Consider the following 25,624-nt stretch of genomic DNA (forward strand, 5'->3'; position numbering starts at 1 on the left):
TTTAAGTATTTTAAAACCAATGGATTCTCGTAGAGCGTTTTTAAAAAAAGCAGCATTATTAGCTGGTACAACCGGGCTTGCAAATGCCTCGGTGCTTAAAGCAATGGCAATTAATGCCGAACCGGGCAGCACATTTTATGATGCAGAGCATATCGTTTTTTTAATGCAGGAAAATCGTTCTTTCGACCATATGTTCGGTAAATTGAAAGGTGTGCGTGGCTTCAACGATCCGCACCCACATATTCAGCCGGATGGAAATAAGGTTTGGCTGCAAAAAGACGGTCAGGGATATACCTATGCACCATTTCATGTAGATATAAATAAAACTAAAATAACCTGGCAAGGTGGTTTGCCACATTCGTGGAATGATCAGGTTGCGGCAAGAAACGGTGGAAGATACGATAAATGGTTTCCTGTAAAAACAGCAATGACATTATCTTATTATGATAGAAATGATGTTCCATTTTACTATGCTTTAGCCGATGCTTTTACCGTTTGCGATCAACATTTCTGCTCATCGTTAACTGGAACTACGCCGAATCGCCTTTTCTTTTTTACCGGAACGGTGCGAGCAGAACAAAATCAAAACAGAGTTGCTGTTGTAAATAACGATCAGGCAGAATCGCAAAATAATGTGTTTGTAGATTGGCCGACTTTCCAGGAAAAATTAGAAGATAACGGAATAGAATGGCGCATTTATCAAAACGAACTCTGGACTTCAAAACTCCCAGAAGGAGAAATTGATGATTGGTGCGGCAACTATGGAGATAATCCTGTTGAATATGTAAGCCGTCATAATGTGAAATTATCGGCTTATTTTAGAAAAAATGGAGATAATACCGTAAAACCAGCATTAACACCTGCCGAAGTTCAGTCAAAGTACGATAAATTATCTCAAAGAGAAAAAAATCTAATCGACAAGGCATTTACAACCAACATTTCTCAAAAAGATTACATTGAGGTTGAACCTTTCACCTTTACAAACGACAAAGGAAATAAGGAAACAATTAACATCCCGAAAGGAGATATTTTTCATCAGTTTAGGAAAGATGTTGATAGCGGAAAATTGCCAACAGTTTCTTGGTTGGTTGCGCCGCAACGCTTTTCAGATCATACAAGTTCGCCACTTTATGGAACCTGGTACGTTAGCGAAGCGCTCGATATTTTAACCAAAAATCCGGAAGTGTGGAAGAAAACGATTTTTGTCCTCACATACGATGAAAATGATGGTTATTTTGACCACCAACCGCCATTTGTAGTTCCAAATCCAGATGATCCTTCAAGCGGAAAAGTATCTGAAGGGATAAATTTTGCCCCTGATTACGAAAATAGAAAAGGTAGTCCGATTGGTTTGGGATACAGAGTGCCAATGGTTGTCGCATCGCCTTGGAGCAAAGGTGGTTTTGTAAATTCTCAGGTTTTTGATCATACCTCTTCCTTAATGTTTATGGAGAAATGGCTTTCTAAAAAAACGGGAAAAACTATCAAAAGCAATAATATTAGTGATTGGAGAAGGAATTTCTGCGGTGACCTGACATCTGTTTTCAGGCCTTACAATGGAGAGGAAATAAAATCGCCAGAACCTTTAAAGCGTGAAACGGTAGTTACAAATATTGTAAATGCCAAAAACAAACCTGCACAGGCTGGTCCAACCGCATTAAACAAGATCGAGGTTGCTAAAATAAACCGATACGAAAATTTCGATTCAGAAACATCTAAATTTGCTCCGAAACAAGAAAGCGGAACAAAACCGGCATGCGCATTACCATATCAGTTAAATGTAGACGCATCGATTAAAAATAATATCGTTGAGCTTAAATTTCAGTCGGCTAAAACGTTGTTTGGTAGCGAAGTTGAAACTGTTGGTGCACCGTTTAACATGAATACAATTTCCAGTTACAAAGGTGTAATTGGTAAAACGTGGGCTTATGCAGTTAAAAGTGGCGATGTTTTAACCGATAAAATCAGCATTGATGATTTTGATAACGGAATTTATGATTTCGCCATTCACGGACCAAATGGGTTCTACAGAAGCTTTAAAGGAAACAACAAGAACGCAGATTTAGTTATCAATGCTAAGCCAGAAATTACAGGCCTTGTAACTAAAAAAGTAAGTGGAAATTTAATTTTTGCACTCGAAAATAGTGGTACATCACCAATCAATATTCAAATTATTGATAACAAATATAAAGCCCAGCTAAAAACAGTTAGTTTAAAACCTAAGTCGGTTACAAGTGTAGTGCTGAATTCATCAAAAAACGCAAACTGGTACGATTTCAGTGTTATTCAAACAGGTAATAGTGTTTTCAAGCATCGCTACGCTGGAAAAATAGAAACAGGAATGGTAACGCAAACCGATCCATACATGGGTGGCGCTTAGAGATTAGCCTTTAACTCCACTCATTTATTGAAATAAATTATGCTTATTTTGCATCCCCATGCGAAGTAAAGGCTTTATAATCAAAATCATAATTTTCTTTTTGTTTTGCAACATTAAGATTTATGCTCAGAGCTATAATTTTACCAGATATGGGCTGAAAGAAGGTTTGCCACAATCGCAGGTAAGTGTAATTTATCAGGCTAAAAACAGAACCCTTTGGCTAGGCACTTTTGGCGGCGTTAGTAATTTCGATGGCAAAACATTTACTTCTTACAGCAAAGCTGATGGATTGATTTCTAACTCAATCACCAGTATTGTTGAGGCTGATAACGGCCAAGTTTACATCGGTACCGAATTCGGATTGAATATTTTATCCGAAGGAAAAATCAAAGCCATATTATCTAACAGTTATATATCTCAACTAAAAAAAGATAAAAGCGGAACGGTTTGGGGTTTAAGCAATCGTAAACTATTTAAAATTTTTAAGGGCAAACCTGTTTTTTCTGAGCTGAAAGATGCTAATCTAACTTGTTTATCAACAAACAAAAAAGGAGACTTATTTGCCTTTGTTTGGGAAAAAGGCATTTACAAACGAGAAAATACATCATGGAAATTATATCAGGAATTCCCTGCAGATATTGCATCCACATATATTTCTAAAATTCTCTTTGATGAAAAAGATTCAAATAAAATGTTTGTTCTTTCAAACAAGATGGGGGTTTATTCATTAATTAACAAGCAATTAAGTCGGATATTCGTTCACGATAATTCATTTAATTACTACACAATAGCGCAAGATAGTAAAGAAGGTTTATGGGTAGGAACAGATAGAGGCGTATACTTACTGAATAAAAATAAAACCACTATTTATTTTAATGATACCAATGGTTTAAGCGATAACCGTGTTCACGATGTGTTTAAGGATGATGAAAACAACATGTGGGTTTCGTGTTTTAGCGATGGACTTTATAAATATGAGGGTGATGCATTTATACGATACGTTACCTTCAAAGGACAAAACCTAAACTTCCCGATAAGCAGTCTCTCTGCTGATAAAAAGAATAACCTTTGGATTGGGACTATTACCAAAGGCCTTTTAAAGTACGATGGAACGAAAATAGAACCCGTTTCTAATCCGGAACTAAGAAATAGAAATATCCTTTTTACTTATACAGATAGAGATAAAAACGTTTGGGTTTCTGCTCAGGATAAAGGGCTGTGGAAATACGATGGTTTAAAGTTTACTCAAAAACTTAAACCCGGTACATCCGATTTCCACTCTATGACGCAAGATAGCCATGGAGCATATTTGATTAACAGTTCTATGCAAACCCTGTACATAAAAGATGGTAAAACAGAGTTGATAGAAGGGTTTAGCGGTTACAATTCTTGCATTTACGCTTTACAGGGCGATAGCATTTTTCTGGGTACATCAACAGGTGTTTATTTACTGAAAAACAAAAAGGTAGATAAGAATTTTAAAATTAAAGAACTTGATGGCGTTTATGTATTAAACATCACTAAGCAAAATAATAAAATTTTATTTGCAACTCTTGGAGATGGGATTGTATCATGGAATCCTAATACTAAAGCGGTAGAAAAGTACACCGTAGGCAGTGGTTTAAACTCAAACGATGTGTATAGCATGGCGCCTGATAGTAACAACTATTTATGGATTGGAACCGGACGAGGCATAAATAAACTTAGTTTTAATAAAAAAACGGATAAATACGAAGTTCTAGGGAACAGTCCTTTGGTTATTGAGTGCAACCAGGGAGCAATAATCAATTATAAAAGTAGTATGGTTATTGGTACCGTAAACGGATTAATTCGTTGCCAAACCAATACAAGTTCTGCAGGCAAAATCGGACCGCACATTTATTTAGATTTTATAAAGGTTTTTCATAAAAGCGATAAAAAGAAAGATATCTACATTACACCAGAAATAATTAAGGGGAAACCCCAAACGCTTACCTATAACCAAAATCATCTTTCCATTAATTTTAAAGCCATTTATTTATCCAACCCAGATAATGTGTTGTATAGCTACAAAATGGTTGGTGTAGATGCAGATTTTAGCGCACCAATTAGCAGTAACGAAATCGAATATTCATCAATAAAACCGGGTAATTACACTTTTGAAGTTTACGCTATTGCCGATGGAAAGGCATCAAACATAGAACGTTTCAGCTTTACTATAGTTTCTCCGTTTTACGATACAATTTTATTTAAAATCCTTGCTTTTGTTTTGTTAATCCTTTTAATATGGTTCATTTTCTTTTTAACCTTTAAAGCGAAGGAGCGGAAGAAAATCCAGTTAGAAAGGATAAAAATTGAGGAACAGGAAAAAATAAGAAAGCAAACAGCCGAAGATTTTCATGATGATATCGGGAATAAGCTGACCAGAATTAATGTTTTATCAGAGATTTTAGATAAAAAAGTTGATGATAAACAAACCGATCAAAAGGAGCTTATTCGTTTGATAAGAGAAAATACCGGACAATTATACAGCGGCACGAAAGATATTTTATGGGCTTTAGACCCGAAGAGTGATAATTTGTTGGCAATTTTAAATCATATTAAAAACTTTGGTATTGATTTGTTTCAAAATACCGGTATAACCTTTAAAGTAGAAGGTATATTGCCAGAACATGAAAAGATAAATCTTTCGATGGAGTTCAACAGAAACTTGACGCTTATTTTCAAGGAAATGCTAAATAATATTCTAAAGCATGCTAAGGCACAAAATATTATTGTTTCAATTACCCGAAATAATCAAAAAAACATCGATATTTTAACCAAAGATGATGGAATAGGATTTAACTTACAACAAGTTAAAGATGGTAGGGGATTAAACAACATAAAAACGCGGAGCAACAGAATAAACTCTGAGGTTAAAATTATTTCAGAGCCAGGAAAAGGCACAGATATTTTAATTTCTACAAATATTTGTGTTACAAATTTCGGAAATTAGCGTCAAATAGGTTTACTAACAGAGAAATGAGCAAAAGGATAAGAATTATTTTAATTGAAGATGATGATATTCTTAGAATGGGTTATGAATCTATTTTAAACGATGAGGTGGATTTTGATGTAATAAATTCCTACTCCTCTTATGATTTAGCTAAAAAACAATTGGTAGAAGATAATCCGGATGTAATTCTACTCGATTTGCAAATGCCTGGAACCAGCGGTATTGAAGCGCTTCCACTTATTAAGAAATCCTTACCTAAGAGTAATATCATTATTTTAACCGTTTTTGATTCTCCTGAACAAGTTTTTGAGGCTTTAACTTTAGGCGCAGGAGGCTACCTGACCAAAAATTCGAGTTCTTCAAAAATTATTGATGCGATTAGAGAGGTTAGCACAGGCGGTGGGGCCATGAGCACGAACGTAGCAAGAATTGTGATGCACTCCTTTCAAAAAAATCTTAATTCTCCATTAACAAAGAGAGAAACTGAGATTTTAGATCGCATTGCAAATGGACAAACAAAACCTCAAATCGCCAAAGAATTATTTATCGATCAGGAAACGGTTAGGAGCCATGTAAAAAACATTTACATTAAGCTTGATGTAAATTCCAAATCAGAAGCGATAAAAGCAGCTAAACAAAAGCGATTTATCTGATTTCCAATCTTTTCTAAAATATCCCCCTTTTTGGGTGGTGCATTATTTTGCTTTAGCGTTTAATTTTACCAAACTCTAAATCATATTTGTGAACCACTTAAACCAACTTTCTAATCATTATTTGATTTGCTCATTAGAAACCTTGTGGTTTAATGTTCGCACGCCTCAATTTTATAAAATCAATTGTTGCACAAATAATTTCTTTCCAAATCGATGAAATACTCTAAAGTATTAACTAACGGAAATATGATTGTTAGTGAAACTTCCTGTGATGCTTCTTACCAACATAAAAACACCAATTACACAATAAAATTTGTTTTTGGAGGAAGTGAAAATTTTGGTTTACAAAACAGCAGTTTAAACATTTACCCGGATAGCTTTGCTGTTCTTAATGCAGGAACTAAATTTAGCAGTAAAATAGAATCTCCAACTCCGGTTAGAACATTTTCGTTATCATTTACAGAAACTTTTATAAACGAATTTAATAAATCACTTGTAAACGATAACCAATATCAGACAGGCAGAAAATTTGATGCACACACATTTAATGAGTCAATTTTTCCTTTTTCTGAGGATATTAAGCAAAACGTTAACCAGCTTAAAAATTATCTTGATGAAGGATTAAACGATGAGCGGTTGATTAACGAGTACATGCACGATACGCTTTTAAATTATTATAAAATTTATGATGAGGAGTTTAACCTGCGTATTAATAAGTTAAGTTTTGTTCGGACAAAAACAAAAGAAGATGTTTTAAAGCGACTAACGATTGCGAAAGAATACATGAGCAGCAATTTTAATAAAAACATAACGCTAGAAGGTGTTGCTGAACATTGCTGTCTATCTGTAAATCATTTCTTAAAAACATTTAAAGAGGCTTACGATATTACTCCTTATCAATATCTGGTTCAGATTAGGTTAAAAAGAGCAAAGGATTTATTGCAGTATTCGAACTATTCATTAAATGAAATTGTGACTATGATCGGGTTTGAATGCCCAAGCTCATTTATCAGATTATTTAAAAATAATTTTAAAATTACGCCTTCAAAATACAAGAAAAGTAGACTAAATTAAAATACAAAAAAGTGATTTTTACATATTTTTTATATGTACTGAACGCTATTTTTACAGACACTTTCAAGTTAGACTTTGTAGAAGTTTTACCTGATAGGTTAATAATGATAGAAAAAAGCAAGCTTCCAGGATTGGAGTTTGCTTTTTATTTTTACAGCAAATTTTTACGATATAGTTTCAGAAATTTAAGGCAAAAAAAAGCTTCAGAATTTTCTGAAGCCTTCATGTAATTTCTTAAAAATTTATTGGTAGCTCTATTTGAGTTTTATCCCAACCCGCTACTAAATTTATTCCACCTTCTTTTGAATTAAAGGTGATAGAAAAATATTCAATTGGTTTACTAGGGGTTTTAACAGGTACATTTACACGTACAACGTCTTTTGTTTCATCATAACTAAAAGCACCCCATTTATCAGTTTGCTTGTTTACGATAATTGTCCAGCTATCTTTATTTGGAATGGCAAATAAACTATAAGCCCCAGCTTTAATTTTCTTGCCACCGATGGTTACTTTTTTGAAGAAGCGAATTTCTGTACTCTCGTTTGCGCCAAAACGCCAAACTTTTCCATACTGCTCTAGTACACCAAAAATATCACGTCCTTTTTTTTGCGGACGAGAATAGATTACTTTAACAATTGGCTTGGTTGCATCGTCTGCTTTTACTTTAGCGGCGTTTAATGGGTAATAAACGATATCCGCAGGACTTGGATCTGCAACCGGAAATTTTACTTCACTTGTTGAAGCATCTTGAGCTTTTACTGTAAAACATAGTAAAGCGAAAACAACAATGAAAATATTCCTCATTTGCTGAGTTTTAGAAATTTAATAATAAACAGAAGGTAAAACCGAAAACTCGATTTAGTATTTTCTGCCTTTAACAATAGCGTTTAGAAATAAGCCAGCGCTTAATAATCCAAGTACACCACCTAAAAGAGCAAAAATATAACTTTGAGTTATTATAGCTCCTGTTAAAATACCGAAGAATAAACCTAATGCGTAATAAAGCCAGTTGAAATTATTGTTGCTGTTTTCTTGTACACTCATTTTTTTAATATTTGAGGCAAAGTTAATATTTATTTTAAATTTTACTTGGCGTTAGGCGTTTAATGGTTTAATAAATTATCAATTCTAACTAAATCATAACCGTTTTGCTGCAAATAAGTTATTAACTCATCAAGGTGATTATAGAACTTATCGGTTCTTCTTGGGTCTGTACCAATGTGAAGCAACAATATAAATCCGTTTAAACCATTTGATTGGACTTCATTATATGTTTTGATTGACTTTAAAATCTCATCACTATTTCTATACGCCTTACCTAATTCAGGATAGGTGTAATCGGCATTTGAACGTGTACCCGTACTAAAGTTAATTAGTTGAAGTTCTTGAGCCTTAGTCCAATTTGAAATAGATTGATTATACCATTCGTAAGGTGGAAGAAAGTACAACGCATTTTGTTTATAAACGCCAAAGCGTTCCATTTCTTTGTAATTAGCTAATAAATCATCTTTAAATTCACTTTGTGTAACCAATAGACTATCTCTTTTTTGCCAATCGCAATACAATAAATGTTTATTTGAATGCGCTCCGAGATAATGTCCGTCAGCTTTTATTTTTTTAATAATGCTTTTAAAAGATTTATTCCGATAAAAATTTCCAGTTAGAAAAAATGAAGCATTAATACCTCTATCTTTTAAGGTTTTTTGTATTGATGTTCCGCCATCTGCAAATTCATCACCAGTAAAAACTAAGGCAATTTGTTTTTTGGTAGTATCGCCACGAACAATTGCGCCTAAGTATTTGGTTTGGCCTCCAATGTCGGAGGCTTCTACTTTTTTGGCTTCAACGCAGCCTCCTTGGCCGCAAGTAAATAAATTAATGAGGCAGTTCCATCCATCGTAGGTTCATTGGTGCTGTAATCGCCATAATCATCGTGGTAAACAGCCAAATCACTTTGGAATTGGGCATACTCGTCTTCATCTGCAAGCTTAATTCCAATTAAACCCTTGTAAATGTTGGTGTAAACCGGACCATCAACTAAACCTCCATCAATAGGATAATTTTTTAAATGTGTAAAAGCTGAATGCGGATCGGTAGGTGTATCGCCCCAGCTTGGCAAACCGTAAACCATGCTTGTTCCCCACGGATTACAACCAAAAAGCCAATCGAAGTTCGCTTGTTCAAGTTCTGCGAAACTATTATCACCAGTTAAATCTGCGTACCACGAACATTGAATGGCAAATGAAACCGTTAAATTATTGCTGCACCAAATAAACGGAACACCACGATAAAAAGCATTTTGTTTTGCTCGATTCCATACTTCATTTATTCCGGCTTTATAATAATCCGTTATTTTGAGTTTTTCCTCACCATCCAATTGTTTTGCAAGTTCGTAATGCCCAATATTTATAAATGGGTAATATTGATAATGAGCTGCGGTATCTTTTGCCATCCAGGGCGTAACTTTCTCTTTCTCTGCAAAATTTATAGCAGCCAATAAATTATTTTTAACCGTTTTGGCTTTGTTGAAATTCAAAGCTGCGGCGGCAAGTTCCATGTCATCAACCCAATTATCTTCTGCGTAGATATAAGGTGATTTTACCGACGCGGTTTGTGTAACTCCAGGTTTTTTCAAGGCAAATCGTATTGCCGTACCAGCCTTGTCTCTAAGTTTTTTTGAATAATTAACGTCAGTTTTATTGAATAAATAAGCTCCAAGATTAAATGCGCTGCTAAATTTAGCTGCCGTAGAACTTGTTCCGGTAGTGTTATTTAAAAATTTTCCACGTTGCTGCGGCTCTCCAGATATAAAGTACAAAGGTCTTTCAAAGCCTTTGCCGTATTGGTTGTCTTCCTTCGGAATACGCATGGTAATATGGTCACGGTCATCGGCAAGTTGATTAAACATAATGTTCTTTTTAGGATGCATCTTGAGCAACCAATCTAATCCCCATTTAGCTTCATCTAAAACATCGGCAATATTATTTTTTCCATCCAATCCATTTGCTTTTTTCTCATCTGTAAAAACCTGAGGAAAATCCCGATAGGCCATAAGCAAATGATAAGTTGCATTTGCAGAGGTTGTTGAATATTGCAAGTAATCGCTTGCATCGTGCCAACCACCGGAAGCATCGAAATGAGTACTATCTTTAATACCCGCTTTTTCGCCATATAATACGAAACCATCATGAGTATGGCAGCTATCCTTTAAATATGGATTATACCCGCTTCTTTGTTGGCGCATGTAGCGTAGACAGAAATCCGCAGCGCCTCTATAAACTTCATCATTTATAATAACATCAGGAGATGTGATATTATTTACCCGAATTAGAAAAACGCCTTTAAGTTTAAAATCCGAAAAATTTAGTCGAGCAGTTTGATTAAACGGACCGTAAGCGCCAAAATTTTTTATCAGTTTAGAAGTGTAAACAACTTTTCCTGAAGATTTTTCCAAAATCTCGAATGATGTAGGACTAACATTTTCTTTACTTGCCCAAATCGCAATTTTTATCCCGGTAGGGGAATAACCTAATAAATTTATCCTTATCCAGCTTTGCTGATTAACATTTTTTACATTTTGAAATGATAGTAAATAAGCAGCTAGGAAGACAATTACAGCACAAAAAATTGAGCGTTTTTTCATTTTAGAAAAATTTAGTTCTCTTAAAATTAAGCTTTTATCAAGATAATGTAAAAGATGTATGTAAACATTTGGAAATTAATCAATCGTTTGATTAATTTTGTGCCATCTAATAAAGAAATGAAAACAGAAAAAGTAGACAAAAGGCAAGCCATTTTAGAAGCAGCTGAAAAGTTGTTTTGCGAAACTGGTTATGAAGGAACTTCTACCAGACAAATCTCGAAAGAGTCAGGCGCCAATATGGCGATGATTAATTATTACTTCGGTTCGAAAGAGGGAGTTTTTGTAGAGATAATGAATAACAGGATTGCAGGATTTGCATCTCAGTTAAGAATCATTAACGAAGACAAAATTTCATCGCTACAAAAATTACACAAAGTGATAGAGGGTTATGCTAATAGAATATTCTCAAACATTGCCTTTCATAAAATGATGCATAGAGAGCTTTCGCTTACGCAGAGGCCTGAAATGTACGACAAAATTAAAAATGCCATGAGCCACAATATGTTGATTTTGGATAGAATCATTATTGATGGAATTGAGGATGGTAGTTTTAATAATGTGGATGTAAGAATGGTGATTTCGACAATTATGGGTACGCTGACCAATGTTGTAATTGCGCCACATAAAATTTCTCAGGGCGAGGTTATTGATTTAAGCAACCCGAAGGATAACAAACTTATTAAAGAGCGAGCCATTGCTCATTTACAAAATCTTGTAACAGTTTATTTAACAACAAAAAAATGATACCCAAATCGATTAGATTAATGCTTGTGGCATCATTAGTTCCGGCGGCTTTATTTGCACAAAGCTCAAAAGAACTAAATATCAATCAGGCAATTGAACTTGGCATAGCCAATAGTAAAAACTTAAAATTATCTCAAAATAAAATAGAGCAAGCCGAGGCACAGTTAGCGATTGTGAAAGATAATGTACTGCCAACAGCAAATGCGAGTTTTATGTATAATCACGCAGAAATTCCGACGAGTACTTTTACTTTGCCTGGCGGTGGTTCATCTTTACAATTACCACGCAGAGCGGATGCTTTTGTTGGAACAGCGGCAGTGCAAGAATTGGTTTACGGTGGCGGAAAGTTAAAATACGCAAAAGAATCGACCAAATTATTAGCTGATGTCGCTCGTTTAGATGCAGATAAAAGCAAGGAAGAAATCACTTACGCCGTAATTAGCACTTATTACGCGTTATATAAAGTAGAGCAAAGTAAAAAAGTGGTTGGTCAGAATTTAGAATCAATTGCGGCTCAAATTAAGCAAGCACAACGTTTCTTCGAACAAGGTATTGTAACTAAAAACGATGTGTTGCGTTTTCAATTGCAACAAGCAAATGTTACGCTTACGCAGCTGGATATCGAAAGCAATCGCAAGGTTATCAACTACAATCTTGATATCCTTTTAGGTTTACCGGAAGACACTGAAGTTAAAATCAGCGACCCAAATGCTGGTTTAAAGTCAGCAAGTTCTTTAAACGATTACATTACATTGGCAATGGCAAATCGCCAGGAGTTGAAACAACTCGATGTTCAGAACAAAGTTGCTGATTACAGCATTAAAACCATAAAGGCAAATACATTACCAACTGTTGGTGTGGGTGCAAACTTGTACTACATTAACCCAAGTGGTAGTTTTATTCCGCCAGTAAACCAATACTTAATGCCCATAACTTTAGGCGCAACGGTTAGCTGGAATATTGGTAGTATTTGGACCAACAGAAATAAAGTTACTGAGGCTAAAATTCAGCAAAGCGAAATCAGCATTCAAAAAGATATTTTATCTGATAACGTAAAAACGGATATCAATAAAAACTTCCAAAATTATCAGGTAGCGATGAATAAGATTCAGGTTTTAGAAACTTCTATTGCCCAGGCTACTGAGAATGATAAGTTACTGGCTTCAAAATATAAAAACAATGTAGCATCTGTTACAGATAGAATTGATGCTGAAACTTTATTATATCAGGCAAAAATAAACTTAGAAATAGCTAAAGCTGATGCAGGTTTGGCTTACTATACATTACTAAAATCAACAGGAAAAATAACGCAATAAATACAGCAATGACAACTGAAAATAAAAAGAAAAGCAAAGTAGTACCTATAATTTTGGGTGTTTTACTTATAATAGGTATCGTTTTTGGTATCACGGAGTGGAATTATTTTAGCAAACACGTAGATACGGATGATGCACAGATTGATGGCGACATCAGTCCGGTTGTTGCTCGTGTTAGTGGTTATGTAAAAGACATTAATTTCGAAGAAAATACACACGTAACTGAGGGTCAAATTTTAGTTAAACTTGATGATGCTGATTTTAAAATTAAATTAGAGCAAACTCAGGCTGGTCAAAAAGGAGCTAATGCAGGTGTAGGCGTTGCGCAATCGCAAATTGTAGCAACACAAGCCAATACAAGCACGGCTAAAGCAAATGTAGAATCGGCCAGAGCAAATGTACAGGCAGCAAATGTTAAAGTTAATTTAGCCCAAAAGGATTACGCTCGTTACGCAAACTTGGTAAAAGATGGTTCGATTACGCAGCAAGCTTTCGACCAGGCAAAAGCCAATAAAGAATCTGCAGAAGCAGCAAGACAATCTGCACAGGCAGCATTTCAGGCAGCTCAAGACCAATACAATGCTGCTGTTAAACAAGTTGGAACAACTCAATCGCAGTTAGCAGTTAGCAGTAATGTAATTAGCCAACGCCAAAGCGATATTGATTTTGCAAAACTTCAATTATCATATACAGATATTAAAGCTCCGGCTACAGGTATTGTTTCTAAAAAGAATGTTCAAAAAGGCCAATTGGTTCAAGCGGGTCAGTCTTTATTCTCTGTTGTAAACGATGGCAGCATTTACGTAACGGCTAACTTTAAAGAAACTCAATTAGAGAAAATAAAATCTGGTTCAAAAGTAGAAATCGAAGTTGATGCTTATCCTGATGAAAAAATTCAAGGCGAAGTTTACAATTTCTCTCCAATTACTGGTGCAAAAGGGTCTTTATTACCTCCAGATAATGCTACAGGTAACTTTGTAAAAGTTGTTCAACGTATTCCTGTAAAAATCAAAATTCATCCATCAAAAGAATTGTTAGCTAAGTTACGCCCGGGAATGAGTGTAAAAGCATCAGTTTCTACTAATTAATATTAAAAATGGCCGAAGTAGGTTTAAAAAAGTGGATTATTACTTTTACGGTAATCACAGCCTCATTATTGGAGCTGATTGATACAACCATCGTAAACGTGGCAATCCCTCAAATACAGGGAAACCTGGGCGCTACCTTAGAGGATATTGCCTGGTTATCTACTGGATATGCCGTTGCGAATGTAATCATCCTGCCAATGTCGGGTTGGTTAGGCAGTCGTTTCGGACGTAAAAATTATTTCTTAACCTCTATTATCGTTTTTACGCTCGTTTCATTTTTATGTGGTAACGCAACATCATTAAATGAGCTTATTTTGTTCAGGATTTTGCAGGGCGTTGCTGGTGGTGGTTTGATTTCGACAGCACAAGCAATTTTAATTGAAACCTGGCCACGTGAAGATGTAGGTATTGCAACAGCATTATTTGGTTTAGGTGCCGTTGTTGGCCCGACTGTTGGCCCAACAATTGGTGGTTATATTTTAGAAATTGCCGATTGGCCTTGGATTTTCTACGTAAATATTCCCGTCGGAATACTCGCCGCCTATTGTACGTACACCTATATTCGAGAAACGCCCAAAGACGGGCAGGGAAAACCTGTTGATTGGTGGGGAATTGCGCTTTTGGCAATTGCTGTAGGTAGTTTGCAAACTGTATTAGAAAAAGGAGAGAGCGAAGATTGGTTTTCTACACCATACATCACAGCATTAGCGGTTGCATCAGTTTTTGGACTATTACTATTTATCTGGCGAGAAACCACAACCGACCACCCAATTGTAAATCTTCGCATTATGAAGAAGAGAAGCTTCTCTATCGGTATGTTTACTTCTTTTATCTTAGGTTTTGGATTATACGGTTCTGTTTTCGTGTTCCCGGTTTTTGCACAAAACCTTTTAGGATTTACGCCTTTACAAACTGGAAAGCTATTTATAGCGGGCGGTATTTGTACAATTGCGATGATGCCTTTTATCGGTATTATGCTTAAAAAAGGAGTTCCGGCTCAGTTTATGGCAACAGGAGGAATGTTTTTATTTTTCGTTTTCTGTTGGATGTTGAGCAAATCTACATTAGCATCTGGAACAGGCGATTTCTTCTGGCCGTTGGTAATCAGAGGTTTCGGTATGGCTTTATTGTTCGTTCCGTTAACTACGTTAGCGATGCAGGATTTATCAGGTGCTGAGATTGGTCAGGGTTCGGGATTAAACAACATGAGCAGACAATTGGGAGGTTCGTTTGGTATTGCGGCACTAACAACTTTAATCCATATCCGTTCGGGTTTCCATAGAAGTAACCTGCTTACAAACATTAATGAATACAATCCGGTTTTTGTTCAGAAATTGAGTGCTTTAACCAACAACTTTATGGCTAAGGGTTCTTCATTTATCGATGCGAAACTAATGGCAATGAAAGCAATTGAAGGCACTGTAATTAAACAGACCATGTTACTTACTTACAACGATGCTTATTGGGTTGCAGGTTTGATAATGTTATTCTCAATTCCGCTATTGTATCTTCAAAAGTTTAAGAAAAATGCAAACATTGTTACCGATGCGCACTAAAATTCGCAAGACAACAATGTAAATAATGCTAAAAAACAAAAACAGCCGGTGTATTTTATTACATCGGCTGTTTTAACCCAAAAAATTAACAATCAATGCAATGCCCTTAAACATTGCAAATGTTCTTACTCAACTACTAAGTAGCCAAATAAGATTCTAAAATTAAAATTTATTCTACAATTATCCAAATTGTAAGCCTTAGAATTTTAATACCTTACGCATTTTTTGTAGTATTACCATATACAAAACTATTGCTTAAGTTATGCCTAAACTCCGTTTAACAACACAGCGTGAATCCATTTTCAATAATGAGGTTATCTCAAAATTTGAACTCTTTAACAGTCTGTTTTTAACTCTTCCATTTTACAAAATTAAAGATACAGGTACATTGTTGCCTTTATTTTTCAAAAGTTGCGAAGATGGCATTGCAAACGGACAAAAACCAGCTCAAATTATTGAAGAGTTTTTTGCCAAGTTTACCAGCTATACTGAACGCAAAGATATTATCGATTTGCTGTTCCGTTTTATCCAATACATAGAGCGTCAGGTTGTACTTTTTGATGCCGTTGAAGATGCTTCTTTTACAAAATTAAACACTACAGACGAGCAAAGTACGCTTGCTTTTATCTTAAAAAAGAACGCTGATAACAAACCAACGTTGGCTAAAATTGAGAAACTTATAGATGAGCTTTCATTACGTTTGGTTTTAACAGCACATCCAACTCAGTTTTATCCGGGTAGCGTTTTAGCAATTATTACCGATTTAACAAAGGCAATTAGAGATAACGATATTATATCGATGAATTCTCTTTTGCAGCAATTGGGTAAAACACCGTTTTTTAACAAGAAGTCGCCAACGCCTGTTGATGAAGCATTAAACTTAGCCTGGTTTTTGGAAAATACATTCTATTTCGCTGCGGCAAATATTCAGGAAGAAATTGATCAGAATCTTGATGAATATAATTTAGAAACCAAGAAGATTTTAGAATTGGGTTTTTGGCCGGGTGGCGATAGGGATGGAAATCCAAACATCCACGCAGATACAACTTTAGAGGTTTCTAAAATGTTGCGCCAAATCCTTTTCCGTTGTTACTATCGTGATTTTAGGGTAATTAAGCGCCGTATTACTTTTAGAGGGGTGGAAGAAAACATTGCAAAGCTTCATGACGTGCTTTACAAAAATGCATTCGATCAAACCTGCGAACTCCATGATATATCTGATGAATTAAGAGAAAATCTTAATCAGATTAAAGACACTTTGTTAAAAGAGCACGATGGTCTGTTTGTTGATTTAGTGAATGATTTGATCCGTAAAATTGATTTATACGGAAACTATTTTGCCTCGTTAGATATTCGTCAGGATAGCCGTGTTTTGAGAAATGTACACGCTTATTGCCGCCAGAATAAACCAATTTCTTCTTTATATCCTGAAGATTACGATAAACTATCTGAAGCTGAAAAACTGAACTTGATTTCGTTTAAAGAGGCAACACCAGTTTATGTTACAGAAGCTGATGCTTTGATTGAAGATACCATCCAAACGATTAAAGAAATTAAAGGCATTCAAAAACGCAACGGCGAGAAAGCTTGCCATAGGTTCATTATTAGTAATTGTCAGCAAGCGAGTGATATTTTGCAGCTTATAGAACTTTTCCTTTGGAATGGCTGGAGTAAAGATGCCTTAACCATTGATTTTGTTCCGCTGTTTGAAACCGTAAACGATTTAAAAGGTGCTGGAGCAATTATGGATACACTTTACAGCAATCCGTTTTATAAAGCGCATTTGGCAAGTCGTGGTAATAAACAAGATATTATGCTTGGTTATTCTGACAGTACAAAAGATGGCGGTTATTTAATGGCAAACTGGTCTATTTTTAACGGAAAAACTTCACTTTCTGAAGTGGCAAAAAAGCACAATATCCAATTGGCGTTTTTCGATGGTCGCGGCGGTCCGCCTTCTCGCGGTGGAGGCAAAACGCATCGTTTTTATGCCTCAATGGGTAAGGAAATTGCAAATAAAAATATCCAGTTAACTGTTCAGGGTCAGACGATTAGTTCTCAATACGGTTCGGTTGAAAGCGCTGAGTTTAACATCGAACAATTAATTAATGCTGGTATTTCATCAGGTTTAAAGGAAAAACACAATGTACTTTTAGACCCGGAGAATAAAACCTTGCTTGATGCAATGGCAGAAGATGGTTATAAAGCATTTGTCGATTTACGTGAGCACCCACTTTTCGTAAGTTATCTTGAAAAACTTTCTCCTTTGAAATTACTTTCTCAGGCCAATATCAGCAGTCGTCCGGTAAAAAGAAATGGTGGCGGCGAAATGAAACTGGAAGATTTACGAGCAATTAGTTTTGTAACAGCTTGGAGTATGTTGAAACAAAATGTTCCTGGTTTTTACGGCATGGGAACCGCAATGAAGAACCAGGAGAAAGCCGGCAACTGGGATAAAGTAGTTAAGGTTTACGAAGATTCTGATTATTTAAAAACCATTGTTGATAACTGTATGATGAGCATGAGCAAATCAGACTTTGTAATTACAGCTCATTTAGCTAATGATAAGGAATTTGGTGCTTTCTGGACTCAACTACACAACGAGTTTGAATTAACGAAGGAGATGCTTTTAAAACTGTCAGGACAAGAAGTTTTAATGGCAAATTATCCAGTTGATAAAAAATCTATCGCCACCCGCGAAAAAATTATTTTGCCATTGGTTTTAATTCAGCATTTCGCTTTAGAAAAACTACAGCACGACCAAAACGAAAAAGACCAAACGGCTTTAGAGAAATTGGCGGTAAGAACGGTATTTGGTATCGTAAACGCTGGTAGGAATTTGGCGTAGTTTGCCATCTAAGAAGACTTAGGAACATCTAAGTTGAAAACCTATTTAAGTTACTAAGGTCTGTGTCATCCACAGACCTTTTTTTTGAAACGGTCGTCATTGCGAGGCACGAAGCAATCTTAATGCGATGGGTTTAGCAGCTACCGTTGTAAGATTGCTTCGTGCCTCGCAATGACGTGATGCCTAAAATTTTCTTATGAATCATGTCTAATACGGTCGTCACCCTGAATTTATTTCAGGGTCTTAATGATGTAAGTTGACAAAGCATTATAGATGCAGATCCCGAATATTCGGGACAGCATGGCGAAGAGAAAAAAACAAAAACCCCTTTGCAATTCTGCAAAGGGGTTGTATTTTAAAGAGCCTGATTAAAGAAAATTATCTATCAATCGAACCCATTACTTTTTGGCCAAAAGCGTTAAGAGCATCTTTTTCAGCAGTGCCTTCGCTTACCATTTGATGCACCTCAAGTGCACCACAAATATTGGTAATCATTTCGCCAGCAACATCAACTTCGTGTTCGCTAACGCCTCTGAATTCGCAGAAAGTTTCTAAAACCTCTAAAGTTGTCTCCAATTGTTGTGGAGTGGTGTTTTGAAATAATTGTCTAATAACCGGAATCTTCATTATTTTATCTTGTTAAAAAGGTCAATTAAACCTTCCGCTTTGTTGGTTTGCACTTGGTCTACCAAATTACCACCTTCAAAAGCTGCAAAAGTTGGTAAATTATCAACGTTTGCAAATTTGCGTGAGTTTGGAAGTTTCTCGGCATCAACAATTAAGAAAGCTACATCTTCATTTTCAGCAGCCAGTTTTTTAAACTTCGGTTTCATGATTCTGCAGTTACCACACCAAGATGCGGCGTACTGAACCATAACTTTCGAGTTATCGGCTAAATACTGTTGAAGATTATCTTCTGTTAATTCTAAAAACATAACGTTTTATTTAATTAGTTAGCCGCTAAATATTCAGCAACGCCAGTTCTGTTTGCGTTCATTGCTTCTTTTCCTTCTTCCCAGTTTGCAGGACAAACTTCGCCATGTTTTTGAACGTGAGCATAAGCATCAATTAAACGTAAATATTCTTTAACGTTTCTACCAACAGGCATATCGTTTACACTTTCGTGGAAAACTTTACCAGTTTCATCAATTAAATAAGTAGCTCTGAAAGAAACATTAGAACCAGAGAAAGATTCGTTTCCTTCTTCGTCGTAGTTAACTTCTTGGTCCAAAATATCTAAAATACCAGATAATTGTCTGTGTGTATCAGCTAAAATCGGGTAAGTAACACCTTCAATACCACCGTTATCTTTTGGAGTATTTAACCAAGCGAAGTGAACTTCATTAGTATCGCAAGATGCACCAATTACAATTGTATTTCTTTGCTCAAACTCAGGTAATGCCGCCTGGAAAGCGTGTAATTCTGTAGGGCAAACGAAAGTAAAATCTTTTGGATACCAGAATAAAATAACTTTTTTGTTTTTACTAACCGCTTCTTCAAATACGTTGATTTTCAAGTCATCGCCCATGTCTGACATTGCATCAATACTAACACTCGGGAATTTTTTACCTACTATTGCCATAATTTTTCGTCTTTAATTTTGTGCCACAAAGGTACGGCGAAAAGAAGTCTCAATCAACCCGGAATTACTAATTGTTCATTGTATTTATTGATAACGATATAGTCAAAAACTATAATCATATTAAAATGTATAATTTTCAGCTATTTAATTATTTGGAAAGGAATGGATGATGCTTTTGGCGGTTTTCGGCCCCGCCATTCGTTATAATCTTTTAATAAACCTCTTTTATGCTGAGGCACGAAGCATCTGTTTTATAGGTTTCAGATGCTTCGTGCCTCAGCATTAACAGTAAATTCACGGTTGCGGCTATATTAAAAGTATTTCCACTTCTGTCGGGTTTATTTAACAGAAGCTTGTAGTTCTTGGGTTAATTTTAAAAGCAAGCGGCCAAAATTTACCACTCTGTGCCCTCAATGTCATTAACTTAAAGAGAAAACAAAAATATTGTCATCCTGAGCTTGTCGAAGGACAAATATTTTTGTTTTTCGACTATGTAATGAGTCTTCGACAGGCTCAGACTGACAATGGGTTTTCTTATGTTATTGACATTGAGGAAGGGTGGTTTTTTATTTGGAAGAACTACGAACAATAATCTTTCTACCAAATCGATTAATTATGGTTTAATTTCAAATCAGCAATCCTTTTTTTAACTTTGATGTTCGATTAACAGAACAGATTTAAGTAATGGCAAAAGCATCAGAAGTAAAAAGCGGAAATGTATTGCGCTTTAACGGAGAGTTGGTAAGCGTAGAAGAATACATTCACCGCACACCCGGGAATTTAAGAGCATTTTATCAGGCTCGTATGCGTAACGTAAAAACCGGAAAAATTGTAGAATATCGTTTTCGTACAGATGAAGAAGTAACCATTTGTAGAGTAGAAACCAACGATTACCAATATTTGTATGAAGATGGCGATTATTTAGTTGTGATGGATAATAACACCTTCGAGCAATATAACATCCCAAAATTACTTTTCGGTAGCTCTATTAAGTTTTTAAAAGAAGGAATGAATGTTACCGTTGCTTTCGAAAGCGAAGAACCTATTGTTGCCCAATTGCCAAATAGCGTAGAGCTTGAGGTTACTTACACCGAGCCTGCTGTAAAAGGCGATACATCTACAAGTGCCCAAAAGTACGCAACCGTAGAAACCGGTGCAGAAATCAGGGTTCCGTTATTTATTAATCAAGGAGATAAGGTTAAGGTTGATACCAAAACCGGTGATTATATGGAAAGGGTGAAGTAAGAATAATACCTTATTCCACAAACCTTAAACCTCTAAACCTTTATAGGTTTTTGCCAAAATAATTTTACCTTTGGCGACACAAAAATTAAAATATAAATCCAAATCGGATAACATAATATGGCAAAAGCATCAGAAATTAAAACAGGTAACATTCTGCGTGTAAACAACGAATTGGTTACTGTTGATGAGTGGAATCACCGTACACCAGGTAAAGGCGGAGCTTTTTACACAGGTAAATTCCGTAACATTAAATCGGGTAGAATTGTTGAAGCCCGTATGAATACCGACGAGGCTGTAGAAATTTGCCGCGTAGAAACAAGTGATTATCAATATCTGTACGAAGATGGTGATTACTTAGTTGTAATGGATAACAATACTTACGAACAATATAACGTAGAGAAATCTTTATTCGGTTCGGCTATTAAATTTTTAAAAGAAGGCATGAGCGTTATCGTTTCTATGGAAAGTGATGAAGCTATTATGGGTCAGTTACCTAATTTTGCCGAGTTTGAAATTACTTATTCAGAGCCAGCAGTAAAAGGTGATACTTCTACAAATGCATTAAAAGCTGCTACTTTAGAAAATGGGGTAGAAGTTAAAGTGCCAATGTTTGTTAACCAAGGCGATAAAATTAAAATTGATACACGTACAGGCGAATACGTTGAGCGTGTAAAGTAAACTATAAATAATATCATACTTAAGGCCCTTGAATTAATTTTCAAGGGCTTTTTGTTTTTCTAGCCTTTAAATGAAGTTTAAAACATTTGTTACAGAATCCGTAAAAAAACCTTTCTGCCGTAAATCTGTTACTTATCGATAAACCATTACAAATGACAGCACAACGCAGAAATAAAATTGGGATTTGGATAGCCAGTATTCTGGGTGGATTAATTTTGATTTTAGCTTTCGCAGCTATGTTTATCAGCGCTCGTTGGAAACCAATTCTTACTGAAAAAATTAAGGAAGGTGTTTATAATGGTTCTCATCATTTATACAATATTGATTTTAAGAGTATCAATTTAAATGTAATAACAGGCAGTTTGGCACTTCGTGATGTTACGCTTACGCCCGATACATCTGTTTTTGATAGTTTAAAAGCATTAAAACTCGCACCCGCACACACTTTTGAATTAAAGCTTAAGAAATTACAAATAACACGAGTTAGTTTATTAACGGCTTATTTTAAGAAACGAATTGATGTTAACGAAATATTGCTGGATAAACCATCCATCAATATGATTTTTAATAAAGTGCCTAAAAAAACCGATACGGCAAAGGTTGAAAAAACGTTATATGAACAAATTTCAAAATCGCTTAAATCTATTCAGATTCATTCTGTAAAAATTGTTGATGCAGATTTCGACTACGTCAATAAAAGCGGACCAAAGAAAACCAAAAACTCTATTAAGCATTTAGATATCAATGTGAAAGATTTCCTTTTAGACTCTCTCTCTGGAAACGATACCACAAGATTTTACTATACAAAAGATATTTCATTCAAACTGGCGGGTTATAAATCGATAACAAAAGATAAAATGTACTCGATGAAAGTTGATACAATTTCCGGTTCTGCCGCAACGAAAAAAATAACTGTTAAGGGTTTAAAGCTTATACCGCTTTACCCAGAATTGGCTTTTGCCCGAAAATACAAAGTTCAGAAAGACCGCTATAATTTATCTTTTAATAAAATTGAATTTAACGGTGTAGATTTTATCGGATTAAACACGGAGCAAAAAATATATGCCAAATCTTTAAAAATCGGACCCGGAATTGTTGAAGTTTTCATGAGTCGCGAATCGCCGCCGCCTCCAGGATTTGATAAAGGAAAAAACTTTCCGCACATGGCTTTAAAAAGGCTAAATATCCCGATAATTATAGATACGGTAAGTTTAAGAGATGTCGATTTAAAATATTCAGAATACAATCCGGCAAGTAAAAAAATTGGTGCTGTTGATTTTAAATCGCTTAGCGGAAATATTTTAAATGTAACCAATGATAGTTTAAGGTTGACGAAAAACCATCATGCAGTTGCAGATTTTAACTCCCTCTTAATGGGTAGCGGAAAATTAAACGTTAAGATTGATTTTAACCTAGCTGATAACAATGGTGCATTTACTTACAGCGGAAGTTTGGGCAAATTCGATTTTAGAAATTTAAATTCATTATCGAAAAATCTTGGCTTAATAGAAATTGAAAGTGGCAACGTACAGCAGGTTAGTTTCAAGGCAAACGGAAACTTACGTTCAGCATCAGGCTCTATGAGTATGCTTTACAGTAATCTGAAAGTGAAATTATTATCTGATAATATTGATGGAGAAGGAATCAAGAAAAAGGGCTTATTATCCTTTTTAGCGAATACAATTTTGGTAAAGGATGAAAATCCAAAAAAAGGTGAGGCGCCAAGAACCGCTACAATGACGAATACCAGAATAAACTCGGCTTCCTTTTTTAACCTGATGTGGAAAACCATTTTCGTTGGTATAAAAGATATTGTGGGCGTTGGTATTGTACCAGAAAAAGATCCGGTTAAGCAGCAAAAGGTAGTTGCTAAAAAAGTGAGAGAACAAAAAAGAGCAGATCGCCGTGAGGCTCGTAAAGCAAAAAATCAAAAAAATTAGGCTGATGCTTTTAAGCAATATGTTTTAAATGTATATTGCTACGACAAACTATCCCACTAATTTTTAAATGCCTGCAACAAAAAAACGACGTTTTACAATTTTTAAATGGGTTGGAGTAAGTTTACTCATTCTTTTTGCTGTACTTGCAGGCATTGCCTGGTTTCTGAATGTTAAATCTCGTCCGCTGCTTACGCAGCAAATTAAAACGTTATTATACAATTCTACCGATAGCCTTTACACAATAACATTTACTAAAGTAAGCACAAATATTTTTACCGGTAGCGCAACTTTGCAAGACGTAAAAATTACTGCCGATACCACTCGTTACAATCAATTGGTTGCTTTAAAACGTGCGCCAAATAATCTTTACACGGTTTCTCTAAAAAAACTTGCTGTTAAACATTTTCATCCTATTACGCTTTATCGGGAAAAAAAACTTCAGATTGACGAAATTTTGTTTGATAACCCTGAAGTTTATATGGTTAACAGACAATTGGATTTTAATGAAAATAGAGCACCAAAGCCTATAAAGTCGCCGTATACATTTATCTCCAAAAGCTTAAAAGAATTCAGCATAAAAAAAATCCTTTTTAGAGATGCCAGCTTTAATTATGTAAATAAAAATGTAAATAAGTTTGATATTTTTTCTATTGATGATTTCAATATTACTTTAGTTGATTTACTGGTCGATTCTACCTCTTTCGAAGACTCAACAAGGATTTACTTACTTAAAGATGTATTGCTAAATCTGAAAAACTACGATTATGCCACGCCGGATAGTATGTATAACATCAAGCTGAACCAATTAGATTTTACAGCATCAACAGGAAAATTAAGTGTAAATAAATTTGCGCTCGAGCCGAAGTATGATGAAATGAAATTTGGTAAAGTTGCAGGTTATTCAAAGGATAGGTTTAATATTCTGATGAATGATATTGCATTGAATGGTATAAATCTGCCACTCTACATCAGCAAACAAGAATTAAGAGCTAAAGAGATGGATATTGCAAACGGTTACATTACCGTTTTTAATGATAATAGCTTGCCTAATCGTGAGAAGGAAAGCAGAATTGGGAAATATCCGCATCAGCTTTTGCAAAATATTCCAGCGCCAGTTTTAATAGATAAAATTAAATTGAAGGATATTGACATCAGCTATGCGGTTTATAATGAGGAGAGCCAGCAAAGAGGCCGAATTTCTTTTGAGCATACAGCTGGAGAAATCTCGAATGTTACAAACATTGAAAACGTAAAAGCGAAAAAGCCAGTGATGCAGGCAGATTTAAGTACATATTTACTTGGTCAGGGAAAGTTAGATTTGAATTTTAAATTCGATTTAGTTTCTCGAGTGGGTGATTTTTCTTACTCTGGAATTTTGCAGAATTTTAATGCAAGAGTATTAAATCAAATTACAAAACCTTTAGGCTTGGTTAGAATTAATCGTGGCAATGTTAACCGACTTCGGTTTAATTTTAAGGCCGATGATTTTGGATCGAAAGGAAATGTAGATTTTTCATATTTTGATTTATCGGTTGCTTTGATGAAAAATGATCCGGAAAAGGATCACCTGGTTACGAGAGGTTTGCTTTCGATTTTGGCAAATGCATTAATTATTAACTCTGAAAATCCTGGGCCGGATGGAAAATTTATTTCTGCAACTGTTGATTATCATCGCCCACAAAATACATCTTTCTTCAACCTCATTTGGAAAAGCCTTTTTATTGGTATAAAACACAGTGTTGGCATAACCGAAGAAAAACAAAGGGTAATGAAGGCTCATATCGATAATTTTAAGGCGATGAAAGCGAGTCATGACTTACGTAAAAAAAAGAGATTAGAACGCCGCAAACAAAGAGAAAGACAGCTTAAAAAGGATCAGTTATAAATAAATCCTTTTCATATA

General features: G+C 35.3%; 20 protein-coding genes. 13 read left to right on the top strand and 7 right to left on the bottom strand.

Annotated elements, in window-relative coordinates; genetic code table 11:
• The first annotated feature begins 19 nt into the window (after window positions 1-19).
• The 4 genes from ACO05K_RS17060 (at window position 20) to ACO05K_RS17075 (ending at window position 7,081) form a co-directional block, all read left to right on the top strand.
• Complete coding sequence (locus ACO05K_RS17060; RefSeq protein WP_421945623.1) at window positions 20-2,380, top strand: phosphocholine-specific phospholipase C; 2,361 nt, start codon at window positions 20-22, stop codon at window positions 2,378-2,380.
• A gap of 100 nt (window positions 2,381-2,480) precedes the next feature.
• Window positions 2,481-5,354 carry a ligand-binding sensor domain-containing protein gene (locus ACO05K_RS17065; protein WP_421945624.1) on the top strand — a complete coding sequence of 958 codons (2,874 nt, stop codon included), beginning with the start codon at window positions 2,481-2,483 and terminating at the stop codon, window positions 5,352-5,354.
• 26 nt (window positions 5,355-5,380) lie between these two features.
• Window positions 5,381-6,007, top strand: a complete 627-nt coding sequence (locus ACO05K_RS17070) for a response regulator (protein ID WP_421945625.1) — start codon at window positions 5,381-5,383, stop codon at window positions 6,005-6,007.
• A gap of 213 nt (window positions 6,008-6,220) precedes the next feature.
• Window positions 6,221-7,081 (top strand): helix-turn-helix transcriptional regulator, encoded by an 861-nt coding sequence (locus tag ACO05K_RS17075; RefSeq protein ID WP_421945626.1) that lies wholly within the window; start codon window positions 6,221-6,223, stop codon window positions 7,079-7,081.
• Between the two features lie 234 nt (window positions 7,082-7,315).
• Here ACO05K_RS17075 and ACO05K_RS17080 read toward each other — a convergent pair whose 3' ends face one another.
• Genes ACO05K_RS17080 through ACO05K_RS17095 form a run of 4 tightly spaced genes read right to left on the bottom strand, consistent with a single transcriptional unit; the run spans window position 7,316 to window position 10,724 of the window.
• The gene (locus tag ACO05K_RS17080; RefSeq protein ID WP_421945627.1) at window positions 7,316-7,885 is read right to left on the bottom strand and encodes a DUF2911 domain-containing protein; all 570 of its coding nucleotides are present in this window, start codon (window positions 7,883-7,885) and stop codon (window positions 7,316-7,318) included.
• A gap of 54 nt (window positions 7,886-7,939) precedes the next feature.
• Complete coding sequence (locus ACO05K_RS17085; protein ID WP_290240722.1) at window positions 7,940-8,125, bottom strand: hypothetical protein; 186 nt, start codon at window positions 8,123-8,125, stop codon at window positions 7,940-7,942.
• Between the two features lie 59 nt (window positions 8,126-8,184).
• Window positions 8,185-8,961: a polysaccharide deacetylase family protein gene (locus ACO05K_RS17090; RefSeq protein ID WP_421946307.1), complete on the bottom strand. Its 777-nt coding sequence runs from the start codon at window positions 8,959-8,961 to the stop codon at window positions 8,185-8,187.
• On the bottom strand, window positions 8,910-10,724 hold the full coding sequence (locus tag ACO05K_RS17095) for a glycoside hydrolase family 9 protein (RefSeq protein WP_421945628.1): 1,815 nt from the start codon (window positions 10,722-10,724) through the stop codon (window positions 8,910-8,912). The genes ACO05K_RS17090 and ACO05K_RS17095 overlap by 52 nt, the downstream gene beginning before the upstream one ends.
• Window positions 10,725-10,841: 117 nt before the next feature.
• On the opposite strand from ACO05K_RS17095, the gene ACO05K_RS17100 reads away from it, so the two are divergent.
• The 5 genes from ACO05K_RS17100 (at window position 10,842) to ACO05K_RS17120 (ending at window position 18,276) form a co-directional block, all read left to right on the top strand.
• Entirely contained in the window at window positions 10,842-11,468 is a 627-nt protein-coding gene (locus ACO05K_RS17100) for a TetR/AcrR family transcriptional regulator (RefSeq protein ID WP_421945629.1), read from the top strand.
• On the top strand, window positions 11,465-12,784 hold the full coding sequence (locus tag ACO05K_RS17105) for a TolC family protein (RefSeq protein ID WP_421945630.1): 1,320 nt from the start codon (window positions 11,465-11,467) through the stop codon (window positions 12,782-12,784). Before ACO05K_RS17100 ends, ACO05K_RS17105 begins: the two co-directional genes overlap by 4 nt.
• Window positions 12,785-12,792: 8 nt before the next feature.
• On the top strand, window positions 12,793-13,872 hold the full coding sequence (locus ACO05K_RS17110; protein WP_421945631.1) for an HlyD family secretion protein: 1,080 nt from the start codon (window positions 12,793-12,795) through the stop codon (window positions 13,870-13,872).
• Window positions 13,873-13,880: 8 nt separating this feature from the next.
• Window positions 13,881-15,428, top strand: coding sequence for a DHA2 family efflux MFS transporter permease subunit (locus tag ACO05K_RS17115; protein ID WP_421945632.1), 1,548 nt, complete (start codon window positions 13,881-13,883; stop codon window positions 15,426-15,428).
• 262 nt (window positions 15,429-15,690) lie between these two features.
• Window positions 15,691-18,276: a phosphoenolpyruvate carboxylase gene (locus tag ACO05K_RS17120; protein WP_421945633.1), complete on the top strand. Its 2,586-nt coding sequence runs from the start codon at window positions 15,691-15,693 to the stop codon at window positions 18,274-18,276.
• 378 nt (window positions 18,277-18,654) lie between these two features.
• Here the strand turns inward: ACO05K_RS17120 and ACO05K_RS17125 are convergent, their stop codons facing one another.
• The 3 genes from ACO05K_RS17125 to ACO05K_RS17135 are packed head-to-tail and all read right to left on the bottom strand — an operon-like array spanning window position 18,655 to window position 19,858.
• Entirely contained in the window at window positions 18,655-18,903 is a 249-nt protein-coding gene (locus tag ACO05K_RS17125; protein WP_421945634.1) for a DUF6952 family protein, read from the bottom strand.
• A complete protein-coding gene (locus ACO05K_RS17130) occupies window positions 18,903-19,211 on the bottom strand; it encodes a thioredoxin family protein (protein ID WP_421945635.1) in 309 nt (102 codons plus the stop codon). The genes ACO05K_RS17125 and ACO05K_RS17130 overlap by 1 nt, the downstream gene beginning before the upstream one ends.
• A gap of 14 nt (window positions 19,212-19,225) precedes the next feature.
• Window positions 19,226-19,858 carry a peroxiredoxin gene (locus ACO05K_RS17135; RefSeq protein WP_010599334.1) on the bottom strand — a complete coding sequence of 211 codons (633 nt, stop codon included), beginning with the start codon at window positions 19,856-19,858 and terminating at the stop codon, window positions 19,226-19,228.
• Between the two features lie 684 nt (window positions 19,859-20,542).
• Between ACO05K_RS17135 and efp (ACO05K_RS17140) the strand changes: the two genes are divergently transcribed.
• From efp (ACO05K_RS17140) to ACO05K_RS17155, 4 genes are all read left to right on the top strand, one after another.
• The gene (gene efp, locus ACO05K_RS17140) at window positions 20,543-21,103 is read left to right on the top strand and encodes an elongation factor P (protein ID WP_421945636.1); all 561 of its coding nucleotides are present in this window, start codon (window positions 20,543-20,545) and stop codon (window positions 21,101-21,103) included.
• 117 nt (window positions 21,104-21,220) lie between these two features.
• Window positions 21,221-21,781: an elongation factor P gene (efp, locus tag ACO05K_RS17145; protein WP_421945637.1), complete on the top strand. Its 561-nt coding sequence runs from the start codon at window positions 21,221-21,223 to the stop codon at window positions 21,779-21,781.
• Window positions 21,782-21,933: 152 nt separating this feature from the next.
• Entirely contained in the window at window positions 21,934-23,721 is a 1,788-nt protein-coding gene (locus tag ACO05K_RS17150) for a hypothetical protein (protein WP_421945638.1), read from the top strand.
• Between the two features lie 67 nt (window positions 23,722-23,788).
• Window positions 23,789-25,606: a hypothetical protein gene (locus tag ACO05K_RS17155; RefSeq protein ID WP_421945639.1), complete on the top strand. Its 1,818-nt coding sequence runs from the start codon at window positions 23,789-23,791 to the stop codon at window positions 25,604-25,606.
• Window positions 25,607-25,624: the final 18 nt, after the last annotated feature.

This window comes from Pedobacter sp., assembly GCF_965227205.1.
Taxonomy (GTDB): Bacteria; Bacteroidota; Bacteroidia; order Sphingobacteriales; family Sphingobacteriaceae; genus Pedobacter.

Coding starts and splice junctions, on each gene's coding strand:
- ACO05K_RS17060 (WP_421945623.1), top strand. CDS start 20: ATGGATTCTCGTAGAGCGTTTTTAAAAAAAGCAGCATTATTAGCTGGT.
- ACO05K_RS17070 (WP_421945625.1), top strand. CDS start 5,381: ATGAGCAAAAGGATAAGAATTATTTTAATTGAAGATGATGATATTCTT.
- ACO05K_RS17075 (WP_421945626.1), top strand. CDS start 6,221: ATGAAATACTCTAAAGTATTAACTAACGGAAATATGATTGTTAGTGAA.
- ACO05K_RS17080 (WP_421945627.1), bottom strand. CDS start 7,885: ATGAGGAATATTTTCATTGTTGTTTTCGCTTTACTATGTTTTACAGTA.
- ACO05K_RS17085 (WP_290240722.1), bottom strand. CDS start 8,125: ATGAGTGTACAAGAAAACAGCAACAATAATTTCAACTGGCTTTATTAC.
- ACO05K_RS17095 (WP_421945628.1), bottom strand. CDS start 10,724: ATGAAAAAACGCTCAATTTTTTGTGCTGTAATTGTCTTCCTAGCTGCT.
- ACO05K_RS17100 (WP_421945629.1), top strand. CDS start 10,842: ATGAAAACAGAAAAAGTAGACAAAAGGCAAGCCATTTTAGAAGCAGCT.
- ACO05K_RS17105 (WP_421945630.1), top strand. CDS start 11,465: ATGATACCCAAATCGATTAGATTAATGCTTGTGGCATCATTAGTTCCG.
- ACO05K_RS17110 (WP_421945631.1), top strand. CDS start 12,793: ATGACAACTGAAAATAAAAAGAAAAGCAAAGTAGTACCTATAATTTTG.
- ACO05K_RS17115 (WP_421945632.1), top strand. CDS start 13,881: ATGGCCGAAGTAGGTTTAAAAAAGTGGATTATTACTTTTACGGTAATC.
- ACO05K_RS17120 (WP_421945633.1), top strand. CDS start 15,691: ATGCCTAAACTCCGTTTAACAACACAGCGTGAATCCATTTTCAATAAT.
- ACO05K_RS17125 (WP_421945634.1), bottom strand. CDS start 18,903: ATGAAGATTCCGGTTATTAGACAATTATTTCAAAACACCACTCCACAA.
- ACO05K_RS17130 (WP_421945635.1), bottom strand. CDS start 19,211: ATGTTTTTAGAATTAACAGAAGATAATCTTCAACAGTATTTAGCCGAT.
- ACO05K_RS17135 (WP_010599334.1), bottom strand. CDS start 19,858: ATGGCAATAGTAGGTAAAAAATTCCCGAGTGTTAGTATTGATGCAATG.
- efp (WP_421945636.1), top strand. CDS start 20,543: ATGGCAAAAGCATCAGAAGTAAAAAGCGGAAATGTATTGCGCTTTAAC.
- efp (WP_421945637.1), top strand. CDS start 21,221: ATGGCAAAAGCATCAGAAATTAAAACAGGTAACATTCTGCGTGTAAAC.
- ACO05K_RS17150 (WP_421945638.1), top strand. CDS start 21,934: ATGACAGCACAACGCAGAAATAAAATTGGGATTTGGATAGCCAGTATT.
- ACO05K_RS17155 (WP_421945639.1), top strand. CDS start 23,789: ATGCCTGCAACAAAAAAACGACGTTTTACAATTTTTAAATGGGTTGGA.